The 21,477-nt window shown below is 70.2% G+C and carries 16 protein-coding genes; 9 read left to right on the top strand and 7 right to left on the bottom strand.

Going from position 1 to position 21,477, the window contains the following annotated elements; all coding sequences use genetic code 11:
* Positions 1-4: 4 nt before the first annotated feature.
* From BLV94_RS10265 to BLV94_RS10250, 4 genes are read left to right on the top strand one after another with little or no spacing between them, the layout of a single operon-like run.
* Positions 5-1,435, top strand: coding sequence for an ABC transporter substrate-binding protein (locus BLV94_RS10265; RefSeq protein WP_072942311.1), 1,431 nt, complete (start codon positions 5-7; stop codon positions 1,433-1,435).
* The gene (locus BLV94_RS10260; RefSeq protein ID WP_072942309.1) at positions 1,432-2,289 is read left to right on the top strand and encodes an ABC transporter permease; all 858 of its coding nucleotides are present in this window, start codon (positions 1,432-1,434) and stop codon (positions 2,287-2,289) included. The genes BLV94_RS10265 and BLV94_RS10260 overlap by 4 nt, the downstream gene beginning before the upstream one ends.
* Entirely contained in the window at positions 2,286-3,065 is a 780-nt protein-coding gene (locus tag BLV94_RS10255) for an ABC transporter ATP-binding protein (RefSeq protein WP_072942307.1), read from the top strand. The genes BLV94_RS10260 and BLV94_RS10255 overlap by 4 nt, the downstream gene beginning before the upstream one ends.
* Positions 3,065-5,764: a fumarate reductase/succinate dehydrogenase flavoprotein subunit gene (locus tag BLV94_RS10250; RefSeq protein ID WP_072942305.1), complete on the top strand. Its 2,700-nt coding sequence runs from the start codon at positions 3,065-3,067 to the stop codon at positions 5,762-5,764. Before BLV94_RS10255 ends, BLV94_RS10250 begins: the two co-directional genes overlap by 1 nt.
* Before the next feature lie 51 nt (positions 5,765-5,815).
* Here BLV94_RS10250 and BLV94_RS10245 read toward each other — a convergent pair whose 3' ends face one another.
* The 4 genes from BLV94_RS10245 to BLV94_RS10230 all read right to left on the bottom strand — a co-directional run bounded on the left by BLV94_RS10245 (position 5,816) and on the right by BLV94_RS10230 (position 12,013).
* A complete protein-coding gene (locus BLV94_RS10245; protein ID WP_072942303.1) occupies positions 5,816-7,924 on the bottom strand; it encodes a 3-hydroxyacyl-CoA dehydrogenase NAD-binding domain-containing protein in 2,109 nt (702 codons plus the stop codon).
* Positions 7,925-9,133: a thiolase family protein gene (locus tag BLV94_RS10240; protein ID WP_072942301.1), complete on the bottom strand. Its 1,209-nt coding sequence runs from the start codon at positions 9,131-9,133 to the stop codon at positions 7,925-7,927.
* 149 nt (positions 9,134-9,282) lie between these two features.
* Positions 9,283-10,569 carry a ribonuclease D gene (locus BLV94_RS10235; RefSeq protein ID WP_072942299.1) on the bottom strand — a complete coding sequence of 429 codons (1,287 nt, stop codon included), beginning with the start codon at positions 10,567-10,569 and terminating at the stop codon, positions 9,283-9,285.
* Positions 10,570-10,618: 49 nt separating this feature from the next.
* Positions 10,619-12,013: a WS/DGAT/MGAT family O-acyltransferase gene (locus BLV94_RS10230; RefSeq protein ID WP_072942297.1), complete on the bottom strand. Its 1,395-nt coding sequence runs from the start codon at positions 12,011-12,013 to the stop codon at positions 10,619-10,621.
* Between the two features lie 169 nt (positions 12,014-12,182).
* Between BLV94_RS10230 and BLV94_RS10225 the strand changes: the two genes are divergently transcribed.
* Positions 12,183-13,433, top strand: coding sequence for an alpha/beta hydrolase (locus BLV94_RS10225; RefSeq protein ID WP_072942296.1), 1,251 nt, complete (start codon positions 12,183-12,185; stop codon positions 13,431-13,433).
* Here BLV94_RS10225 and BLV94_RS10220 read toward each other — a convergent pair whose 3' ends face one another.
* Positions 13,434-14,027: a DUF3000 domain-containing protein gene (locus BLV94_RS10220; protein ID WP_072942294.1), complete on the bottom strand. Its 594-nt coding sequence runs from the start codon at positions 14,025-14,027 to the stop codon at positions 13,434-13,436.
* Positions 14,028-14,188: 161 nt separating this feature from the next.
* On the opposite strand from BLV94_RS10220, the gene hemE reads away from it, so the two are divergent.
* From hemE to BLV94_RS10200, 4 genes are read left to right on the top strand one after another with little or no spacing between them, the layout of a single operon-like run.
* Positions 14,189-15,256, top strand: a complete 1,068-nt coding sequence (gene hemE / locus BLV94_RS10215; RefSeq protein WP_174705497.1) for a uroporphyrinogen decarboxylase — start codon at positions 14,189-14,191, stop codon at positions 15,254-15,256.
* Positions 15,253-16,614 (top strand): protoporphyrinogen oxidase, encoded by a 1,362-nt coding sequence (locus BLV94_RS10210; RefSeq protein WP_072942291.1) that lies wholly within the window; start codon positions 15,253-15,255, stop codon positions 16,612-16,614. The genes hemE and BLV94_RS10210 overlap by 4 nt, the downstream gene beginning before the upstream one ends.
* Positions 16,615-16,618: 4 nt before the next feature.
* Entirely contained in the window at positions 16,619-17,314 is a 696-nt protein-coding gene (hemQ, locus tag BLV94_RS10205) for a hydrogen peroxide-dependent heme synthase (protein ID WP_072942290.1), read from the top strand.
* A 15-nt stretch (positions 17,315-17,329) separates the two neighbouring features.
* Positions 17,330-19,678, top strand: a complete 2,349-nt coding sequence (locus BLV94_RS10200; RefSeq protein WP_072942288.1) for a molybdopterin-dependent oxidoreductase — start codon at positions 17,330-17,332, stop codon at positions 19,676-19,678.
* Here BLV94_RS10200 and msrB read toward each other — a convergent pair.
* The gene (gene msrB, locus BLV94_RS10195; RefSeq protein WP_072942286.1) at positions 19,638-20,075 is read right to left on the bottom strand and encodes a peptide-methionine (R)-S-oxide reductase MsrB; all 438 of its coding nucleotides are present in this window, start codon (positions 20,073-20,075) and stop codon (positions 19,638-19,640) included. The genes BLV94_RS10200 and msrB overlap by 41 nt on opposite strands.
* 58 nt (positions 20,076-20,133) lie before the next feature.
* A complete protein-coding gene (locus BLV94_RS10190; protein ID WP_072942285.1) occupies positions 20,134-21,468 on the bottom strand; it encodes a glycosyltransferase family 87 protein in 1,335 nt (444 codons plus the stop codon).
* Positions 21,469-21,477 lie beyond the last annotated feature (9 nt).

Genomic DNA, 21,477 nt, shown 5'->3' with positions numbered 1-21,477 from the left:
ACAGATGAAGCGACGTTTCCCCACCTTCGCGATCGCCGCCGCGGCACTGACACTCGTGGCGACGAGTTGCTCCCTCGAACCGTCGGCCGGAAACGGCGACGCGGTCACCGTGGTGATCGGGTACCAGTCCAAGACGATCAACACCGTCACCGCCGGAACCCTGCTGCGGGCGCAGGGCTACCTCGAACAGCGTCTGCAGGACGTCACGGAACGGACCGGGACGAAGTACTCCGTCGAATGGCAGGACTACGACACCGGTGCGCCGATCACCGCCCAGATGGTGGCAGAGAAGATCGACATCGGATCGATGGGCGACTACCCGATGCTGATCAACGGCTCCCGCACCCAGGCGAACCCGCGCTCGAAGACGGAGATCGTCTCGGTGACCGGGTACAACCCCGAGGGCGCGCTGAACATGGTGGTGGTGCCGCCGAACTCACCGGCGACCACGCTCGGCGACCTGGCCGGACAGAAGGTGTCCGCGAGCGTCGGCTCCGCGGGCCACGGCACCCTCGTCCAGGCACTCGACCGCGCCGGGATCGACCCGGCCACCGGCGTCGAGGTCCTGAACCAGCAGCCGCAGGTCGGATCCTCGGCACTGGAATCCGGTCAGGTGGCCGCGTTGTCGCAGTTCGTCGCGTGGCCGGGACTTCTCGTCTTCCAGGGCAAGGCGAAGCTGCTGTACGACGGCGCCGAACTGCACACCCCGACCCTGCACGGTGTGGTGGCCCGGGAGGCGTACGCGGACGAGCACCCCGAGGTACTCGACGCGTTCCTCCGGGCACAACTCGACGCCACCCGGTTCGTGCAGACTGAACCCCTCGAGGCGTCGCGGATCGTCGCCGACGCCAGCGGGCTGCCGCAGGAGGTCGTGTACCTGTACAACGGCCCGGGCGGCACCTCGTTCGACACCACGCTCAAGCCCGGTCTGATCGGTGCACTGAAGAACGATGTGCCGTATCTGAAGTCGATCGGCGACTTCGCCGACCTCGACGTCGACGGTTTCGTGAACGACGCACCGCTGCGGTCGGCATTCGCGGCGGACGGGCAGGACTACGACACCACGCTCGCGTCCACCGCCAACCCCGCCGCCGTCACCGGTACCGACCCCGTGTGCGCCGCGCCCGCGAGCGACCCGGCATTGGCCGGGGAGGTGTGGTTCGACGGCACCGGCGAGACCCAGCCGGCCGCGAACCCGACCTGCCTGCTCCGGGCGGTGAAGCAGGCCCGCGCCGAGGGCCGCACCGTGCGCGCCGGCTACGTTCCCGACGCCGAACTGGGCACCCGATGGTTCGCGGACAAGGCCGTGTGGGTGCGCGACGGCGACACCTTCCTGCCGTTCACCACCGGCGCCGCGGCCGACCGCTACCTGAGGGCGCACCCGTCGGGGGCCGTGGTCACCTACGACCGCGCCGTCGAGGAGGTCCGGCCGTGACCACACTGGAACAACCGGAAGTCCTGTCCGACGCCGAAGGCGTTGTGGAAGAACGTGATCCGGAGACCCGCCGACGATCGTCGCCGTGGCGGTCCCGGCTCGTGCGGGTCGCCTCGGTGCTGGCTGCGATCCTCGCGTGGCAGCTGCTCACCGCTTACGACGTCCGGTTGTGGCTGCGGTTCGACACGCTCCCCACCGTCACCGACGTGGTGTCCGCGTTCGGCACCCAGCTGCAGACCGATCTGTTCTACCTCGACCTCGGACAGTCGCTGATCCGCATTCTCAGCGGATTCGGACTCGCCACGGTTATCGGGGTGGCCACCGGAATCGCCCTCGGCAGATCGGAACTGTTCGCCGACGTCCTCGGCCCGCTGACCGAACTCGCCCGGCCGATCCCCGCCATCGCGGTCGTACCCGTCGCGATCCTGCTGTTCCCCAGCGACGAGGCGGGCATCGTGTTCATCACGTTCGTCGCCGCATTCTTCCCGATCATGGTGAGCACCCGGCACGCCGTCCGGGCACTGCCCACGCTGTGGGAGGACTCGGTGCGCACCCTCGGCGGCGGACGCTGGGACGTGCTGGCCAGGGTCGTGCTGCCCGGGATCCTGCCCGGCGTGTTCGGTGGACTGTCCGTCGGGATCGGGGTCGCCTGGATCTGTGTGATCTCCGCCGAAATGATCTCCGGCAGGCTCGGTGTCGGGTACCGCACCTGGCAGGCGTACACGATCGTCGACTACCCCGGCGTCTTCGTCGGCATGATCACGATCGGCATCCTCGGATTTCTCACGTCCGGGGCGGTCGAACTGCTCGGCAGGCGGGTCACCCGCTGGCTGCCACGAGGGGAGCGCGCATGACCGCCACCGCCGGAACGTCCGTGGCCGCGGGCATGTCGCTGGTCCTCGATGACGTCACCCTGTCCTACACCGGGAAACCCGTCATCCGTTCGCTGTCGCTGACCGTGGTGCCCGGCGAGATCCTGGTGCTCACCGGACCTTCGGGGTGCGGCAAGTCCACCGTGCTCCGCGCATTGGCGGGGCTGCTGCCGCCCGATTCGGGGCGGGTCGTCGCCGACGGCGCCGCGGTGGAGTCGACCTCCCGGGACCGGGCGGTCGTCTTCCAGGACAACGCGCTCCTCCCGTGGCGCACCGTGCGCTCGAACATCGAACTGGCCCTCGCGCTGCGCGGCGAACCCCGCAAGGGGCGCCGTGAGACCGCCGACCGCTGGATCGCCGAGGTGGGTCTGACCGGGTTCGGCGACTTCCTGCCGAAGAACCTGTCCGGCGGCATGCGCCAGCGGGTCCAGTTGGCGCGCGGCCTCGCCGGGGCGCCGCGGGCCGTGATGATGGACGAACCGTTCGGCGCCCTCGACACCCAGACCCGCGGCGTCATGCAGCGACTGCTCGTCGACACGTGGAGCACGCACCCGACGACGGTGGTGTTCGTGACCCACGACGTGGACGAGGCGGTGCTGCTCGGCGACCGGGTGGCGGTGCTGGGCCGGGCAGGTGAGCCGCTGCGGGCGCTCGTCGACATCCCGCACCCCCGCGACCGCGACCACCTCGACCATCCCGGCACCCGTGCCGCCCGCGCCGACGTTCTCGGCGCGCTGAACCACACTCCGGAGACCTGATGGACATCCCCGACCTCGCCGACACCGTCCGCCTCGACTGCGACGTCCTCGTCATCGGCGGCGGCACGGCAGGCACGATGGCGGCGCTGACCGCCGCCGAGAACGGCGCGAACGTGCTGCTGCTCGAGAAGGCGCACGTGCGCCATTCCGGTGCGCTCGCCATGGGAATGGACGGTGTCAACAACGCCGTCATCCCCGGCAAGGCCGAACCCGAGGACTACGTCGCCGAGATCACGCGCGCCAACGACGGAATCGTCAACCAGCGCACCGTATACCAGACGGCGACCCGCGGTTTCGCGATGGTGCAGCGCCTCGAGAAGTACGGCGTCAAGTTCGAGAAGGACGAGTACGGCGAATACGCGGTCCGCCGGGTGCACCGCTCCGGTTCGTACGTGCTGCCGATGCCCGAGGGCAAGGACGTGAAGAAGGCGCTGTACCGGGTGCTGCGGCAGCGGAAGATGCGCGAGAAGATCCGCATCGAGAACCGGCTGATGCCGGTCCGGGTCCTGACGGAGAACGGCCGCGCCGTCGGCGCCGCGGCGCTGAACACCCGCACCGGCGAGTTCGTCGCTGTCGGCGCGAAGGCGGTCATCCTCGCGACCGGCCCGTGCGGCCGGCTGGGGCTACCGGCGTCGGGGTACCTCTACGGCACCTACGAGAACCCCACGAACGCCGGCGACGGCTACTCGATGGCCTACCACGCGGGCGCCGAACTCAGCGGCATCGAATGCTTCCAGATCAACCCCCTGATCAAGGACTACAACGGCCCGGCCTGCGCGTACGTCGCGAACCCGTTCGGCGGCTACCAGGTCAACGCCGAGGGGGAGCGGTTCGTCGACTCCGACTACTGGTCCGGGCAGATGATGAGCGAGGTCAAGAGCGAGATCGAATCCGCCCGCGGCCCCATCTATCTCAAAGTCAGCCACCTGCCGGAGGAAACCCTCGACACGCTCGAGTCGATCCTGCACACCACCGAACGCCCCACCCGCGGCACGTTCCACGCGAACCGCGGTCACGACTACCGCAGCCACGACATCGAGATGCACATCTCCGAGATCGGCCTGTGCAGCGGGCATTCCGCGTCCGGCGTGTGGGTGGACGAGCACGGCGCGACCACCGTCCCGGGGTTGTACGCCGCCGGCGACCTGGCCTGCGTCCCCCACAACTACATGATCGGCGCGTTCGTCTACGGCGACCTCGCCGGATCCCACGCCACCGGCACCCTGCCCGACGTCGACGCGCCGGACGCGCTGCCCGCGGAACAACTGGCCGCCGCGCACGAGCTGATCTATCGGCCGCTGCGCAACCCGGACGGCCCGCCCCAGCCGCAGGTCGAGTACAAGCTGCGCCGCTTCGTCAACGACTATGTGGCACCGCCGAAGACGGCGACGAAGTTGTCGATCGCCGTCGAGACGTTCGAACGGATGGCGGGAGAGATCGCCGGGATGGGCGCGACCACCCCGCACGAGCTGATGCGCTGCGCGGAGGTCACGTTCATCCGCGACTGCGCGGAAATGGCGTCCCGCAGTTCCCTCACCAGGACCGAGAGCCGGTGGGGGCTGTACCACGAACGCGCGGACCTCCCGGACCAGCGGGACGACGAATGGGGTTACCACCTGAATCTGCGGCGCGGCGAGAACGGCGACATGGAGTTCTTCAAGCGCCCCGTCGAACCGTACTTCGTGCCGGTGCCCGGACTCGATTCCCTTCCGCCGGTGGACCGCACCGTCGTCCCCGTCGCTCAGCCGCCGCTGGTCGGGGGCCGCGCGCCGGTGGAGGAACGCTCCCGCATCGCGGCGCCGACCCGGCAGGAGCCGTCCTCACCGGCCATCGTCGCGGTCCTCGGACTCGACGCCCCGAGCGTCGCCGAACTCGCACCGTACCTGCAGGACGCCGATCCGCAGGTCCGCGTCACGGCACTGTCCGTGCTGACCGAAGGGACACCCGACGGATTCGGCGCCGCCCTCGTCGACGCGCTCGGCGACGGCGCGGTGACGGTGCGCCGCGCCGCCGCCGACGGACTGCGCGAACTCGTCGAGGTGCTGCCGTCGGCCGGCGGACTGGCCGAGCACCTGGGGTCGTCCGACGCCGTGGTCCGGGCCGCCGTGGTCGACGTCCTGCGCGCCCTGCACGCCGGTGCGGCGGAGCAGTTCCTGACCGCGCTGTCCGACGCCGATCACCACGTCCGGATCGAGGCGGTGCGGGCACTGGTGTCGCTGGACCGGTGGGAGTCGGTGGCCGAGGGGGCACACGACGAGAACCGCGAAGTGCGGATCACCGTCGCACACGGCCTGGCCACCGTCGGGCTCGGCGGTGCCGAGACGGTGCGCACGCTGGCCGGAGACCGGGATCCGCTGGTGCGCGCCGCCGCGCTGACGGCGTTCGCGAGCCTCGGCTGCCGCGGTGACGACGTCGCGCTCGCGACAGCGGCGCTGCGGGAGTCGGCCTGGCAGATCCGGCAGGGCGCCGCCCGGGCACTCGCCGGTGCGGAACCCGATGTCGCGGTGCCCGTGCTGGCGGACGCCCTGACGGACGCGCACCTCGACGTGCGCAAGGCCGCGGTCCTCGCACTCGGCCGGTGGACCGGCGACCGCGGCGCAGTCGATGCCCTCACCGCCGCACTCGAGGACACGGACGCCGACGTGCGGGCCTACGCCCGCCAGGCCCTCGTCGCCGCAGACCACGTCCCCGTCCCCTGAGCACGTGAGTGGCGATGTGTGCCGGGGCACACATCGCCACTCACGTGGGGGTCAGACGCTCGCGACGCCCGGCGCCAGGAACCGCTTGCCGTTGACGGCCTCGGACGTGCCGGTGCGGTCCAGGTACGGCGTGATGCCGCCGTTCCAGAAGCCGAACCCGCCGCCGAGGATCAGGCAGAGATCGATGTCCTCGGCCGCCGCGACGACGCCCTCGTCGAGCATGATCTGGATCTCCTCGGCGAACGCGCGCCGCGTGCGATCGAGGACCTCCGCGGACGTGGACGCCGTGTCGCCCTGCTTCCACAGCGCCGCGACCTCGGGGTCGACGACCTGCGTGCCGTCGGCGCCGTAACTCCACACCGCCGGCTTCTTCGCCTCGACGAGCGCCTCGAGCCCGGGGGAGTTGTGGAACCGCTCCGGGTACGCCGCGGCGAGGGTCTCTCCGGTGTGCAATGCGACCGCCGGACCGACGAGCGCCAGCAACGTGAACGGGGTCATCGGCATCCCGAGTTCGGCGATGGCGTTGTCGGCCACCTCGAACGGGGTTCCCTCGTCGACCGCGTTCATGACCTCACCGAGGGTGCGGATCAGGAGCCGGTTGAAGACGAACCCGGGCAGGTCGGCGGAGCCGACGGCCGACTTCTTCAGCGCCCTGGCGGTGGCGAATGCCGTTGCCAGGGTGGCGTCGTCGGTCTTCTGGCCCTTGATGACCTCGAGCAGCGGCAGCACGGCGACCGGGTTGAAGAAGTGGAAGCCCACCACCCGCTCGGGGTGCTTCAGGTCCGCGGCCATCTCGGTGATCGGCAGCGAGGACGTGTTGGTGGCGAGGATCGTCTCGGGGGCGATGTGCTCCTCGAGTTCCGCGAAGATCTTCTTCTTCAGGTCGAGGTTCTCGAACACCGCCTCGATCACGAAGTCGGTGTTCGCGAACGCCGCCTTGTCGAGCGACCCGGACACGAGTGCCTTCAGCCGGTTGGCGGCGTCCGGGGACAGCCGGCCCTTGCCCTGCAGCTTGTCGATCTCGCCGTGGACGTAGCCGACACCCTTGTCGATGCGCTCCTGGTCGATGTCGGTGAGGACGACCGGCACCTTCAGCTGGCGGACGAACAGCATCGCGAGCTGGCTGGCCATCAGACCGGCCCCGACGATGCCGACACCGGTGACCTTGCGCGCGAGCGACTTGTCCGGTGCGCCCGCGGGCCGCTTGGCCCGCTTGTTCACCAGGTCGAACGCGTACAGCCCAGCGCGGAGTTCGTCGGCGAGCAGCAGGTCGGCGAGCGCCTCGTCCTCGGCGGCGAAGCCCTTGTCGAGCGACGCCGGGTCGGTGAGATCGGTGGTCCGAGCCAGCTCGAGGAGTTCGACGGCCTTGACCGGTCCGGGTGCGTTGTTCTTGGTCTTGCCCTCGACGATTGCCTTCGCGCGGGCGATCGCGTCGTCCCAGCCCTTGCCCCGGTCGATCTCGGGACGCGCGGGGGTGATCTCGCCGGCCAGGACCTGCGCCGCCCAGGCGAACGACTGCTCGAGGAAGTCGGCCGAACCGAACACCGCGTCGACGACGCCGAGTTCGAGGGCCTTCTTCGGGGTGAGCGTCCGGTTCTGGTTCAGCGCGTTCTCGAGGACGACGGTGACCGCGTTCGAGGGACCGATGAGGTTGGGCAGCAACTGCGTTCCGCCCCAGCCCGGCACCAGCCCGAGGAATGTCTCGGGCAGACCCAGCGCGCCGGCGTTCTCGGAGGCGGTGCGGTAGTGGCTGTGCAGCGCGACCTCGAGGCCGCCGCCGAGCGCGACGCCGTTGACGAACGCGAATGTCGGCACGGACGATTCGCGCAGCCTGCGGAACACCTTGTGCCCGAGTCGGCCCAGTTCGAGCGCCTGGTCCCGGTTCGTGATGCTCGGAACACCCTTGAGATCCGCGCCGGCGGCGAAGATGAAGGGTTTGCCGGTGATCGCGATCGCGACGGGGTGGGCGGCGAACGCCTCGTCCAGGGCCGCGTCGAGGGCCGCCAGGCCACCCGGCCCGAACGACGACGGCTTGGTGTGGTCGAAACCGTTGTCGAGGGTGATCAGCGCGACCGGGCCCTCGATGCCCGGTACCGCGACGATCTTGGTGTACGCGTTGGTCACGACCTCGTCGGCGAATGCCGTTGCAATGTCGGTCATCTACTTGGCTCCATCGAAGTTCGGGTTCTCCCAGATCACGGTTCCGCCCATGCCCAGACCGATGCACATCGTGGTCAGGCCGTAGCGGACGTCGGGGCGCTGGGCGAACTGGCGGGACAGTTGGGTCATCAGGCGGACGCCGGAGGACGCGAGGGGGTGGCCGCACGCGATGGCGCCGCCCCACTGGTTGACTCGCGGATCGTCGTCGGCGATGCCGTAGTGCTCGAGGAACGCGAGAACCTGGACGGCGAACGCCTCGTTGATCTCGAACAGGCCGATGTCCTCGATCTTCAGACCGGTGCGGCCCAGCAGTTTCTCGGTGGCGGGCACCGGTCCGATGCCCATCACCGCGGGGTCGACGCCCTGGAACGCGAATCCGACCATGCGCATGCCGATCGGCAGCCCGAGTTCGAGCGCGGTGTCCTCACCGGCGAGGAGAGCGGCGGTGGCGCCGTCGTTCAGGCCGGCCGCGTTGCCCGCGGTGATACGGCCCGCGGGACGGAACGGCGTCTTCAGCTTCGCGAGGTCCTCGAGGGTGGTGCCCGGACGCGGCGGCTCGTCCTCGGTGGCCAGCCCCCAGCCCGCGGCGGAGCGGGTGGCGACGGGCACGAGGGTGTCGGCGATGAAGCCGGCCTTGCGGGCGGCCTCGTACTTGTTCTGGCTGGCGACGGCGTACGCGTCGGTGCGGTCCTTGGTGATGCTCGGGAACCGGTCGTGGAGGTTCTCGGCCGTGTTGCCCATGACGAGTGCGCTGGGGTCGACGAGGCGGTCGGCCAGGAACCGGGGGTTCGGGTCGGCGCCCTCACCCATCGGGTGGTGGCCCATGTGCTCGACGCCGCCGGCGATCACCACGTCGTACTGGCCGAAGCCGATGCCCGAGGCGGTGGTGGTGACGGACGTCATGGCGCCGGCGCACATGCGGTCGATGGCGAAACCGGGGACCGTCTCGGGGAGCCCGGCCAGGATCGCGGACGTGCGGCCGATGGTGAGGCCCTGGTCGCCGGTCTGCGTGGTCGCGGCGATGGCGACCTCGTCGATGCGCGCGGGGTCGAGTTGCGGATTGCGGCGAAGCAGCTCACGGATGGTCTTGACGACGAGGTCGTCCGCGCGGGTCTCCGCGTACATGCCCTTGGGGCCGGCCTTGCCGAACGGAGTGCGGATGCCGTCGACGAAGACGACGTTGCGTTGAGTTGTGGTGGATGGAGCCACGCGAATTCCTCCTGATGGAGCAGTTTGGTTCCGGATCACGGCCAGGCGTCCGGCCTCCAGACCAGCGTACCCCTACCGTTACTCGCGGGTAACTTAATGGGTACCTCATCGGGAATTCACGCGCTCACCCCGCGTGTCGATGCTCGCGATCAGTCGTCGCCGGAGCCCTTCTGCTCGGCCGCGGCGCGCAGCGCGGTCGCCAGCCGGGGCACGGTCAGCATCCGCTGCCAGGGTCGCGCCCCGCCGGCGTCGAGCACCCCGTCGATCGCCGCCTCGGCGCCGTCCTCGGGAGCCGCCCAGTCCCAGCACAGCCTCCGGACGAGTTCCGGGGTCACCAGGTTCTCCACCGGCACCGACACCTCCGCCCCGAGAGCGGCCAGCGCGGCGCGGGCCGCCGTCAGCCGTTCCGCGGCGTCGGGGTCGTGCCGCGCCCACCGGCTCGCGGGCGGGGGGCCCGTGAACGGCGGGGTCTTCGGTGGAAGTTCGGAGTCCGGCAGCGCCCCGGCATCCTCGAGCGCCTGCAGCCAGATCCTGGAATGCCGCCGCTGTCGGGGACCGCCGAACACGGGCAGCGCCCGCAGCGCCTCGATGCTGTGGGGGTCCTTGGTCGCGGCGTCGATGATCGCCGAATCCGGAAGCACCCGGCTGGGGGAGACGTCGCGTTTGCGGGCCAGGTCCTCCCGGGCCTGCCACAGCGACCGTGCGGCGGCGAGTTGCCGCTGCGTCTTCAGCGACGTGATGTGCGACGTCCGCCGCCAGCGGTCGGCCTTGGGCTTCGGTGGTCCCGCGAGCCGGATGTGCTCGAATTCCTGTGCCGCCCACTCGCTCTTGCCCTGCTCGTCGAGTTCCGCGGCCATCACGTTCCGCAACTCGACCAGGACCTCGACGTCGAGGGCCGCGTAGTTCAGCCAGGTGTCGGGCAGCGGCCGCTTCGACCAGTCGGCGGCGCCGTGCCCCTTCCGGAGTTCGAGGCCCAGCGTCCGCTCGACGATGGCGGCGAGGCCGACCCGTTCGAACCCGGCGAGGCGCCCCGCGAGTTCGGTGTCGAACAGCGTCGCCGGCGCCAGGCCGATCTCCGCCAGCCCCGGCAGATCCTGGTCGGCGGAGTGCAGGATCCACTCCAGCGGGTTGATCACGTCCGCCAGCGGGGCGAGATCGGCGGCGGTGGGGATCGGGTCGAGGAGCACCGTCCCCGCGCCCTCCCGGCGCAGCTGCACGAGATACGCCCGCGCCGAATAGCGGAAGCCGGACGCCCGCTCGGCGTCGACCGCCAGCGGCCCGGTGCCCTCGCTCAGCGCGGCCGCGGCCTTCGCGACACCCTCCGCGGTGGTCACCACGTCGGGTACGCCGTCCCGGGGTGCGAGCAGGGGTACTACCTGCCTGCCGGGTTCTTCGGCGGGGACGGGTGACGAGGCGTCGTCGGTGACTTCGGACATGACAGCTGACTCTACGTCGCTTCGGGATTCCCGCAGCGCACCGGCGGGTTCACGGCCGGTTCCCCGCTGCTTCGACGAGCTCGTCCAAGGCCGCCGGAAACGCGTCGACGAGGTCCCAGAGGTGGGGCGCGAGTTCGGGGCAGCTCATCAGGCCGACGTCGAGTTGACCGTTCAGCGACATCACCGTCACGTTGAGCCCCGCGCCGTGGAAGATTGGGCCCAGCGGATACATCGCCCGGATCAGGGCGCCCAGGAAGTACAGCGGGACCGCAGGCCCCGGCACATTCGAGATCACCAGGTTGTGGACCACCGGATGCCGTTCCGCCAGGCCGAGGGTCGAATAGAGGCGCATCGCCGTGCCGAACACGGCCTGGCCGGCGAACTGCGACCAGTCCTGCAGCAGGCTCGGGCCGAGCGTCTCGTTATGTTCCTTGGACGTCGAGTTGTGCTCGCCGATCGCCAGCAGGCGTTCGGCGGGATCCTCGATCTGCGTGCCGAGTTGGGTGAACATCCCGGACACCTGGTTGGTGCCGGGCCGGTCCGATTTTCCGTGGACCGACACCGGGACGATCGCGACCAGCGACTTGTCGGGCAGTTCCCTGCGGCTGTGCAGGTACTTCCGCAGTGCGCCCGAGCACAGGGCGAGAACGACGTCGTTGACCTTGACGTCGAACGCGTTCTTGACCGTCTTGACCTTGTCGAGGTCGAGCTGGGTGAACGCGAGATTGCGGTGGCTGGTCAGCGTGCCGTTGAGGGACGTGCGCGGTGCGGTGAACGGCGCAGGCATCGCCTCGCCGCGCCGGGCCCGGCCGATCCAGCGGGGCAGCAGCGTCAGGCTCTGCGGGACGATCCGCAGCAGTTTCGCGGGCCGGGACGCGACGGCGAGCAGCCCGCCCACGGCGATGTCGAGCGTGCTCGCCTGCCCCGCGCTCTCGGCGGAGTCGTCGCGGTCGGGCCGCGGGGCGTCCGGTTCGAGGCCGCACAGCTGGGCCATCATGTTGGCGCCGGTGATCCCGTCGACGCCGGCGTGGTGCATCTTCGACATCACGGCGACGGAACCGTCCTCGAGGCCCTCGATCACCCACATCTCCCACAGCGGCCGGGCGCGGTCGAGGGGGATGCCCGCGATGTCGCCGCACAGTTCGGCCAGCTCGTCGCGGCCGCCGGGGGCGGGAAGGGCGACGCGGTGGCAGTGCCGGTCGATGTCGAAGTCGGTGTCCTCGACCCACACCGGGTGGTCGAGGTTGAACCTGGAGTCCTGCAGCTTGCGCCGGAACGCGGGAATCGCCTCGGTGCGGGCGCCGAGTTCGGCCTTGAGTCCGGCGAACGTGTAGCCGCCGGGAATCGTCGAGACGTCGAGAACGATGACTCCGCAGACGTGGAGGAGTTGCGTCGACGTTTCGAGATAGAGGAAGGACGCGTCGAGACCGCTGAGTCGCTGCATGAAACCGATACTAGAACACGTTCTAGAATCTGGTCCAACGAATCGCGGAACCGCGAGGTCCGCGCGACGGTGGGCCGACGAGGCGGCGCTCGGTGCCGTTCTCGATCCGCCCGCGCAGGGGTGTGGGGCGCGCAACCGCCCGATTAGAACATGTTCTACGGTGGGAGGTATGACCCGAGGCTTCGTTCTCCGGCAGGCCGTCGGCGCCGCACTCGCCGCCAACGCCCTGCGTCCCCTGCCCGGTGCGCCCACCTCGGTGGTCGCGTTCTTCTCGGGGTGGCTGACCACCGAACTCGCACCCCACCTCCTCGCCGTGACCGCCGCCGACGCCGCCCAGCACGCGGCCCGTCACGGAACGCGGACCCGCAGCGACCGTGTCGGTCTCGCACTGGCCGCCGCCTCCGCCGCCGGGCTCGCCGCCGTCATCGCGACCGGCCGGGGCGCCGGAGCCGAAGCCGAATCCGCGCTCGTCGAGACGCTCGGCGAGAACTACACCGACCGCGACCACGCCATCGACCATCCCGGGCGACCCGTGTGGCGGCAACTCCTCAACCCGTTCTGGATGCGGAACAAGGCCGTCACCCGGGTCCGCAACCTCGCGTACGGGCCGGGCGGGCGCCGGGCCCGCCTCGACATCTACCACCGGCAGGACCTGCCGTCGAAGAGCCCGGTCCTCCTCCAGATCCACGGCGGAGGCTGGGTGATCGGGAACAAGGACCAGCAGGGTCTGCCGCTGATGCTCGAGATGGCCTCGCGGGGGTGGGTGTGCGCGGCCGTCAACTACCCGCTGTCGCCGAAGGCGAAATGGCCGGAACACCTGATCGCGATCAAGCAGGCCCTGGCCTGGCTCCGGGAGCACGTCGAGGAGTACGGCGGCAACCCCGACTTCATCGCCGTCACCGGCGGTTCCGCGGGCGGCCACCTCGCCGCCATGGTCGGCCTCACCGCGAACGACAGCCGGCTGCAGCCCGGATTCGAGGACGTCGACACGTCGGTCCAGGCGTGTGTGCCCTACTACGGCGTCTACGACTTCGCCGGCGACACCGGAATCAAGGCCGTCCTCCAGCGCGTGCACTCCGGACTGATGCCGATGGTGCTCGGCAAGAACGCCGCGTTCCCCGACGACTACCGGGCCGCGTCGCCGCTCGCGCACCTCCGGGCGGACGCACCGCCGTTCTTCGTGATCCACGGGACGAGTGATTCGCTCATTCCCGTCGCCGAGGCGCGGATCTTCGTCGACGAACTCCGGCAGGTGTCCGGCAACCCCGTCGTCTACGCGGAACTGAAGGGCGCGCAGCACGCGTTCGACGTGTTCCCCTCGATCCGCAGCATCTCGGTCACGCAGGCGGTCGGGCGGTTCCTGGAATGGTCGCGCAGCGCCACCACCGACGTCCCCGCGGCGGGCACGGAATCGGCATGACTACTTGCCGCCGAGCGTCTTCAGCTGCGCCACCCCGGCGGGCGGCAGACCGGCCGCGTACGCCAGCACCTCGCAGAACGCCTCGACGTGCGCGGCCAGTTCGACCGACGTCGCCGTCCACGACGCGCGCAGCTCCAGCTGATGCGCATGCGGGGGACCGGCGATGTCGCCGTACCGCACCGACGTCGTCGCGGTCACGGTCCCGCCGAGCGCGTTGAGGGGTTCGTGGCGCGACTCCAGCGCGTCGACGAGCCAGCTCCACGCCACCTCGGGAAGCAGGGGGTCGGACGCCACGGCGGCGTCCAGGTCGGCCTGAATGTAGGCGACCAGCCGCATCGTGCCGTTCCAGGCCTCGTCGCCCTCGGGGTCGAACAGGAGGATCAATCTGCCGAACGCGTCACCCTCGCTCTGCTCGGCGACGACCCCGGTGTCCTCGTGCACGACCTCGGCGCCGACGGCGTAGCTGAACGGCGCGAGTCGTTGCGGGGGCCGGATGGGACCCAGCTCGATGTCCGCGCGGACCTGCGCGGAATTCATCGCTTCGACGGCGGCGCGGAACTCGGCCGGTTCGGCGGGCGATCCCGAAGTCGTCACAGCCCGGGACGTTAGACCCGGACCCACGCATCTCGTCGGAGGCGCGCCGAGCAGGGCCGATCGGCGGCGGAGCCGCGGCATGGCAGCATGAGAGCTGCCGAAATTCGAGCAGGCAGAGAGCGCGAGGACCGATGAGCGGGTTGGAAAGCACCAATGCAGGCATGAGCGAACGGGCGACGTACGCCGCGAGGCGGGTGCTCCCCGACGCACCCCTCCTGGCGGCCGCGGGAGGCCGCGCTCCCGGCCGACGCCCGGTGTGGTTCATGCGGCAGGCGGGCCGCTCGCTTCCCGAGTACCGCGAGATCCGGTCGGGGATCGGCATGCTCGAGTCGTGCTTCGATCCGGCACTGGTCTGCGAGATCACCATGCAGCCCGTGCGCAGGCACGGGGTCGACGCCGCGATCCTGTTCTCCGACATCGTGGTGCCGCTGAAGGCGGCCGGCATCGATCTCGACATCGTGGCCGGCACCGGTCCCGTCGTCGCGAATCCGGTCCGGTCGATCGCGGACGTCGCAGCCCTGCCCCGGCTCGTGCCCGAGGAGGTCGGTGCCGTCGCGCAGGCCGTGCAGCTGCTCACCGCGGAACTCGGGTCGACGCCGCTGATCGGCTTCGCCGGCGCCCCGTTCACCCTCGCGTCGTACCTGGTCGAGGGCGGACCGAGCCGCAATCACGAGCGCACGAAGGCGCTGATGCACTCCGACCCGAAGACGTGGCACGCGCTGCTCGGCACGCTCGCCGACACCACCATCACGTTCCTGCAGACCCAGCTGCGCGCCGGCGTCGACGCGATCCAGCTGTTCGACTCGTGGGCGGGTGCGCTGTCGCTGGCCGAGTACCGCGAATTCGTGCTGCCGCACTCCGAGCGGGTGTTCGCCGAGGTGGCGAGCGCGAAGGTGCCGCGGATCCACTTCGGTGTCGGAACCGGTGAACTGCTCGGCGCGATGGGCGAGGCGGGCGCCGACGTGGTCGGCGTCGACTGGCGCATCCCCCTGGACGTCGCGGCGCGCCGGGTCGGCCCGGGCAAGGCGCTGCAGGGCAACCTCGACCCCGCGGTGCTGTTCGCGGGACCGGCGGCCGTCGAGAAGCAGGTCCGCCGCATCACCGCGGAGGCCGACGCCGCCCTCGCCGCAGGCGCGACGGGACACATCTTCAACCTCGGGCACGGCGTCCTGCCCGATACCGACCCGGGCGCGCTGACCGCGCTGGTCGAGTTGGTGCATTCCCTGTGACCGGGTCGTCGCCGAACGTACTCGTCGTCGGCGGCGGCATCTCCGGGCTCGTTGCCGCGTACCGCCTGCGGCAACGGCTCGGCGCCGGTGCCCGGATCGTCGTCGCCGACGGCGCGCAGCGGCTCGGGGGCAAGCTGCGCACGGTGGATCTGGCCGGGGAACCCGTCGACGTCGGGGCGGAAGCCTTCATCGCGCGGCGCCCGGAACTGCCTGCCCTGCTCGGCGAACTCGGTCTCGCCGACCAGCTCGTGTATCCGGCGGGGCTGCGTCCGCTCATCTGGTCCGAGAACGCTCTGCACCCGCTGCCCGCCGACACCCTCATGGGGATCCCCGCGGACGAGAACAGCCTCCGGGGCCTCGTCGACGAACGGACCCTCGCGCGGGTGGCGGGGGAGCGGACGGTGCCCCTCGACTGGACGCCGGGTGACGACGTCTCCGTCGGTGCGCTGGTCGGCGACCGGTTCGGTGCGCAGGTGGTCCGGCGGTCGGTGGATCCGCTTCTCGGAGGGGTCTATTCGGGGCTGGCGGACACCATCGGTGTCCGCGCCGCCCTCCCCACCCTCGCGGCCGCCCTCGACCGCGGTGCCACGAGCCTGTCCGCGGCCGTGGCGGAGGCACTTCCCCCTCGCGCTGCAGGACCGGTGTTCGGGGCGCTGCGCGACGGCTACGGCGTCCTGCTGCGCGCCCTGACGGACGCCGCGGGCGCAGAGATCGTGCACGAGCGAATAGAAGCGCTCGACCGCGACGGCGACGGCTGGTCGGCGGACCCGGTGGGCCGGGTGGACGGTGTCGTGCTCGCCGTGCCCGCTCCGCAGCTCGCCGAACTGCTCGCCGGCGTCGCCCCCCGCGCGTCGGCGGCCGCCGCCGACATCCCGCTGGCCTCCTCGGCCGTCGTCGCGCTGGCCCTGCCTGCCGGCACCGACATCCCGCAGAACTCCGGGATCCTGGTCGCCACCGACACGTCGCTCGGCGCGAAGGCGTTCACGCTGTCGAGCCGCAAGTGGCCGCACCTCGCCGAGCGGGAGGTCACCCTCGTGCGGGCATCGTTCGGACGGTTCGGCGACGCCGCCGTCGTCGACGCACCCGACGACGAGCTGATCGCCGCGGCCCGGCGCGACCTCGCGACCGTCACCGGGGTGTCCGCGGAGCCCGTCGCCGCGCACGTCCAGCGCTGGCACGGCGGACTGCCGCAGTACGGTCCCGGCCACCTCGAGCGGGTGGCGGTGATCGAGCAGGAAATCGCAGGTCTGGACGGTGTCGAGGTGTCCGGGGCGCTCCTGCGGGGGGTGGGTGTACCCGCGTGCGTGGCCGCTGCGACGACGGCGGCTGCACGGCTCTCCGGGCGAGTGGCACGATAGACCCATGGCACGCCTCGACTTCGACGCATTGAATTCTGAAATCCGCTACCTCATGTTCTCGGTGTTCCAGGTGGAACCCGGTGTACTCGGGGACGACCGGGAAGCTGTGATCAAGGAGGCACGGATCTTCTTCGAAGCTCAGGCCGAGAAGGGTGTCGTGGTGCGCGGGCTCTACGACGTGGCGGGACTGCGCGCCGACGCCGACTTCATGATCTGGACGCACTCGGCGAGTATCGAGGCCCTGCAGGCGACGTACGCCGACTTCCGCCGCACCACCGCCCTGGGCCGCGTGAGCAAGCCCGTGTGGAGCAACGTCGCGTGCCACCGTCCGGCCGAATTCAACAAGAGCCACATCCCGGCGTTCCTGGCAGGCGAGGATCCGGGCAACTACATCTGCGTGTACCCGTTCGTCCGCTCCTACGAGTGGTACCTGCTGCCCGACGACGAGCGCCGGAAGATGCTCGCCGACCACGGCATGGCGGCCCGCACCTACAAGGACGTGCGCGCCAACACCGTGCCGGCGTTCGCGCTCGGCGACTACGAGTGGATTCTCGCGTTCGAGGCGCCCGAGCTGTACCGCATCGTGGACCTCATGCGCGACCTGCGCGCCACCGAGGCCCGGCTGCACGTCCGCGAGGAGGTGCCGTTCTTCACCGGCCCGCGGGTGGATGTGGAGAAGCTCGTCGCGGCTCTGCCGTGATCTGACGCACGAGAAATGAGTGACGCCGACGGGGCCCACAGGGCGCCCCGCTACCAGCACATGTCGCACTGGGGCATGTTCGAGGCCGAGGTCGCCGACGGCGACGTCGTGGCCGCGCACCCGTACACCGGTGACGCCGACCCGTCACCGGTGCTGGGCAACCTCGCCGGGTCGGTCCGAACCAAGGCGCGGATCACCGGTCCGGTCGTGCGCCGGGGGTGGCTCGAGAACGGCCCGGGACCGAGCACCTCCCGCGGCTCCGACGAGTTCGTGCCGGTCGACTGGGAGGAGCTGACCCAGCGGCTGGCGAACGAACTGCGCAGGGTGGTCGACACCCACGGCAACAGCGCGATCTACGGCGGTTCGTACGGGTGGGCCAGCGCGGGCCGGTTCCACCACGCGCAGAGCCAGGTGCACCGGTTCCTGAACACCCTCGGCGGCTACACCCGTTCGGTGCACAGCTACTCGCTGGGCGCGACGGGCGTCGTCATGCCCCGGGTGGTGGGCACGCACTGGAAGATGTTCGCCCGCTCCACGTCCTGGAGGCTCATCGCCGAGCACACCGACGTCATGGTGTGCTTCGGCGGCGTCCCCCTCAAGAACACCGGCGTCAATCACGGCGGCACCAGCGACCACCCCACCCGTGACGCCCTCGATGCCCTGCGGCGGCGCGGCGGATCCGTCGTGTCGTTCAGTCCGTTGAGCGACGACGTGCACGGCGTCGCCGAACGGCATGCGCCGGTGCCCGGCACCGATGTCGCGATCATGCTGGCCCTCGCATATGTTCTCGCGTCGGAAGGCCTGCACGACACGGCGTTCCTCGCCAGCCACTGCGTCGGCTACGACCGCTTCGAGGACTACCTGCTCGGACGCTCCGACGGTGTCCCGAAGTCGCCGGCCTGGGCGGAGCAGATCTCCGGCATCGCCGCCCCGGACCTGGTGGCCCTCGCCCGGCGGATGGCGGCGGGCCGGACGATGGTGACCGTCACCTGGTCGCTGCAGCGGGTCCGGCACGGCGAGCAGGCCCCGTGGATGGGGGTCACCCTCGCCGCGATGCTGGGCCAGATCGGCCTTCCCGGTGGAGGTTTCGGTCACGGCTACGGTTCCATGAACGAGCCCGGGCTCGCCCCGGTCCCGTACCCGCTGCCCACGCTTCCTCAGGGTCTGAACCCGGTCCGCGACTTCATCCCCGTGGCCGCGGTCTCGGACATGCTCCTGAACCCGGGCGCCCCGTTCGACTACGACGGTCAGCGTCTGACGTACCCGGACATCAAGATGCTGTACTGGGCGGGCGGCAACCCGTTCCACCACCATCAGGACATTCCGCGTCTGCGCCGCGCACTGGCCCGGCCCGACACGATCGTCGTCCACGACCCCTACTGGACGCCGATGGCCCGGCACGCGGACATCGTCGTCCCGTCCACCACGTCGCTCGAGCGGGCCGACATCAGCTGCACCCGCAACGATCCGCTGCTCGTCGCCATGCACGCCGCGGTGACGCCGTACGCCGACGCGCAGGACGACTACGACACGTTCGCCGCCGTCGCCCGGAAACTGGGTGTCGGCGAGAAGTTCACCGAGGGCCGCACGTCCGGGCAGTGGCTCGAGCACCTGTATGGGCAGTGGCGGGACTTCGTCCGGGCGGACGGCGGACCGGCGCCGAGTTTCGACGACTTCTGGACGCAGGGCCACGTGCGGATGCGGACCGAGGACGACCTGATCCTGTTCGGCGACTTCCGGGCGGATCCGGTGAAGTTCCCGCTCGGCACCCCGAGCGGGCGGATCGAGATCTTCTCCGAGGACATCGACGGATTCGGCTACGACGACTGCGCCGGCCACCCCCGCTGGTACGAGCCGGAGGAGTGGCTCTGCGGCCCGCGGGCCCGGCAGTTCCCGCTGCATCTGATCGCCAACCAGCCACGCACCCGCCTGCACAGCCAACTCGATCACGGCGGCACCAGCCAGAAGTCGAAGATCCGGGGCCGCGAACCGCTGCGCATCCATCCGGACGACGCCGCCGACCGCGGACTGACCGGCGGCGACGTCGTCCGCGTGTTCAACGACCGGGGCGCGTGCCTCGCCGGTGTGGTGGTGGACGAGGGTGTCCGCCGCGCGGTGGTGCAGCTGTCGACGGGGGCCTGGTACGACCCGCTGGACGCGACCGACCCGGATTCGCTCTGCGTGCACGGGAACCCGAACGTGCTGACCCCGGACGTGGGGACGTCGTCACTCGCCCACGGCTGCACGGGCCAGCACGTGCTCGTGCAGATCGAACGCTACGACGGCGAGCTGCCGCCGATCCGGGCGTTCGATCCGCCCGCGATCATTCGCCGGCCGGTTCCAGAACCAGCGAGATCGAATTGATGCAGTACCGCTGATCGGTGGGGGTGGGGTAGCCCTCGCCCTCGAAGACGTGGCCGAGGTGGCTGTGGCACGTCGCGCAGACCACCTCGACGCGGCGCATGCCCAGCGAGGTGTCCTCGCGGAGGATGACGGCGTCCGAGTCGGACGGGTCGAAGAACGACGGCCACCCGCAGTGCGATTCGAACTTCTCGGTGCTGCGGAACAGTTCGGCGCCACAGGCCCGGCAGTGGTAGACGCCTTCCGTCTTGGTGTCGGTGTATTCGCCGACGAAGGGGCGCTCGGTGCCGGCCTGGCGCAGCACCGCGTACTCCTCGGGAGTCAGTTTCTCGCGCCACTCGCTGTCGGAGAGAGCAACCTTCGGGGCGGACTGCGTGGGATCCTGCTGCTGCGAACTCATGGCTCCACGCTAATACGTTTCGCCGGTTCCGGCCGTGAGGCCCCGGCGTGTGACAGAGCTACGTCTTGGCGGCGGCCGACTCGATGTGCGGCTGCCGGTCCGGTTCCGGCTCCCGCGGAGTCTCGGGGGCCTTCTCGCCCGGTTCGAGGAGGAACGCCGGATCGATGCCCCGGTCGAGGCGGCCTTCGCGTCGCGCCGTGACGTAGCGGACGGTGAGCACACCGAAGATCACGAGGAGCATCAGACTCCACCCCAGCGTGGTCTTCATGTACTCGGCGGTCCGGCCGGCCTCGATGAACCGGCTCGACAGCCAGCTGTCGTAGCTCATGAAGCCGTACACGGCCAGCCACGCCGGCCAGTTCCGCATCACCGAATTCTTCAGCACCACGGACATCAGGAGCGGGAACAGCATCATCGAGTAGTACATCTGGCCCAGCGAGCCGAGCAGCCACGACGCGGTCAGCAGAACCCCGGACGTGGTGACCACGAAGAACAGTTCGTCGTGGCGGTAGAAGCGGTGGAGCAGCCACAGCGACGAGAGCACGATGGCGGCGAAGACGCCGCGCAGCGCCCAGATCACGCCGGTGGGCAGACCGTAATACTTGCCGTTGCCGACGATCGCGCTGTTGAAGTAGTCGCGCGACTCCATCAGGTACGGCACCGTGTGGTGCACGAAGTCCATCGGGTCCGCGGACAGCGGCCACGCGACGGCGGTGAGGATCAGGGGGATGCCGATCGCGGTGACGAACACCTTCCACTGTCCGCGCACCAGAGGCAGCAGCAGAAGTGGGGCGAGGATCGGTTTGACCGCGAACGTCAACCCGATGGCGACGCCGGACCACATGTCCTTGCGCTTCATGAGCAACACCAGGAACGCGATCTCGCCCAGCAGGACGAGACCGTTGATGTTGGTGAAGACCAGGGTATTGGTGACGGTCTCGGACGAGAACGTGGCGAGCAGCAGGATCGGGGCCGCGATGGAGTTCAATCCCAGGCCGAACAGCCGCAGCAGCAGGTACAGCGCGATCACGATGGCGATCGCGTTCGCGATGATGAACAACCAGCGGGACTTCTCGGGGTCGATCACCGCGATCGGCGCCATCAGCAGCGTCCCGGACGGCGGATACAGGTAGTGCGGATCGACCCAGTTGAAGTTGGCGGTGTAGACGGGACGCCCGTTGAGGAAGGCCAGCGCTGCGTTGTAGACCGGCCGGAAGTCGTCGGTGATGTACCCGTTGACCGCCTTGACGACCACTCGATGCAGCACGGTCATGACGGCGATCGGCCACAGCGCGAAGTTGATTACCTCGTTGGCAGTCCGCCCGGTGCGCGGTTCGAGTTGTCGAAGGAACACCACGGCACGGTACACCGAGATGCCCTGACGTGCGGTCACGCACCCCCT

The organism is Rhodococcus koreensis, assembly GCF_900105905.1.
GTDB classification, from domain to species: Bacteria; Actinomycetota; Actinomycetes; order Mycobacteriales; family Mycobacteriaceae; genus Rhodococcus_F; species Rhodococcus_F koreensis.
The sequence above is the reverse complement of the archived record's forward strand: the minus strand, read 5'-3'. Positions and strand labels throughout refer to the sequence as shown.

Coding starts and splice junctions, on each gene's coding strand:
- hemQ (WP_072942290.1), top strand. CDS start 16,619: ATGGCACGCCTCGACTTCGACGCATTGAATTCTGAAATCCGCTACCTC.
- BLV94_RS10250 (WP_072942305.1), top strand. CDS start 3,065: ATGGACATCCCCGACCTCGCCGACACCGTCCGCCTCGACTGCGACGTC.
- hemE (WP_174705497.1), top strand. CDS start 14,189: ATGAGCGAACGGGCGACGTACGCCGCGAGGCGGGTGCTCCCCGACGCA.
- BLV94_RS10265 (WP_072942311.1), top strand. CDS start 5: ATGAAGCGACGTTTCCCCACCTTCGCGATCGCCGCCGCGGCACTGACA.
- BLV94_RS10230 (WP_072942297.1), bottom strand. CDS start 12,013: ATGCAGCGACTCAGCGGTCTCGACGCGTCCTTCCTCTATCTCGAAACG.
- BLV94_RS10235 (WP_072942299.1), bottom strand. CDS start 10,569: ATGTCCGAAGTCACCGACGACGCCTCGTCACCCGTCCCCGCCGAAGAA.
- msrB (WP_072942286.1), bottom strand. CDS start 20,075: ATGAGTTCGCAGCAGCAGGATCCCACGCAGTCCGCCCCGAAGGTTGCT.
- BLV94_RS10255 (WP_072942307.1), top strand. CDS start 2,286: ATGACCGCCACCGCCGGAACGTCCGTGGCCGCGGGCATGTCGCTGGTC.
- BLV94_RS10225 (WP_072942296.1), top strand. CDS start 12,183: ATGACCCGAGGCTTCGTTCTCCGGCAGGCCGTCGGCGCCGCACTCGCC.
- BLV94_RS10245 (WP_072942303.1), bottom strand. CDS start 7,924: ATGACCGACATTGCAACGGCATTCGCCGACGAGGTCGTGACCAACGCG.
- BLV94_RS10200 (WP_072942288.1), top strand. CDS start 17,330: ATGAGTGACGCCGACGGGGCCCACAGGGCGCCCCGCTACCAGCACATG.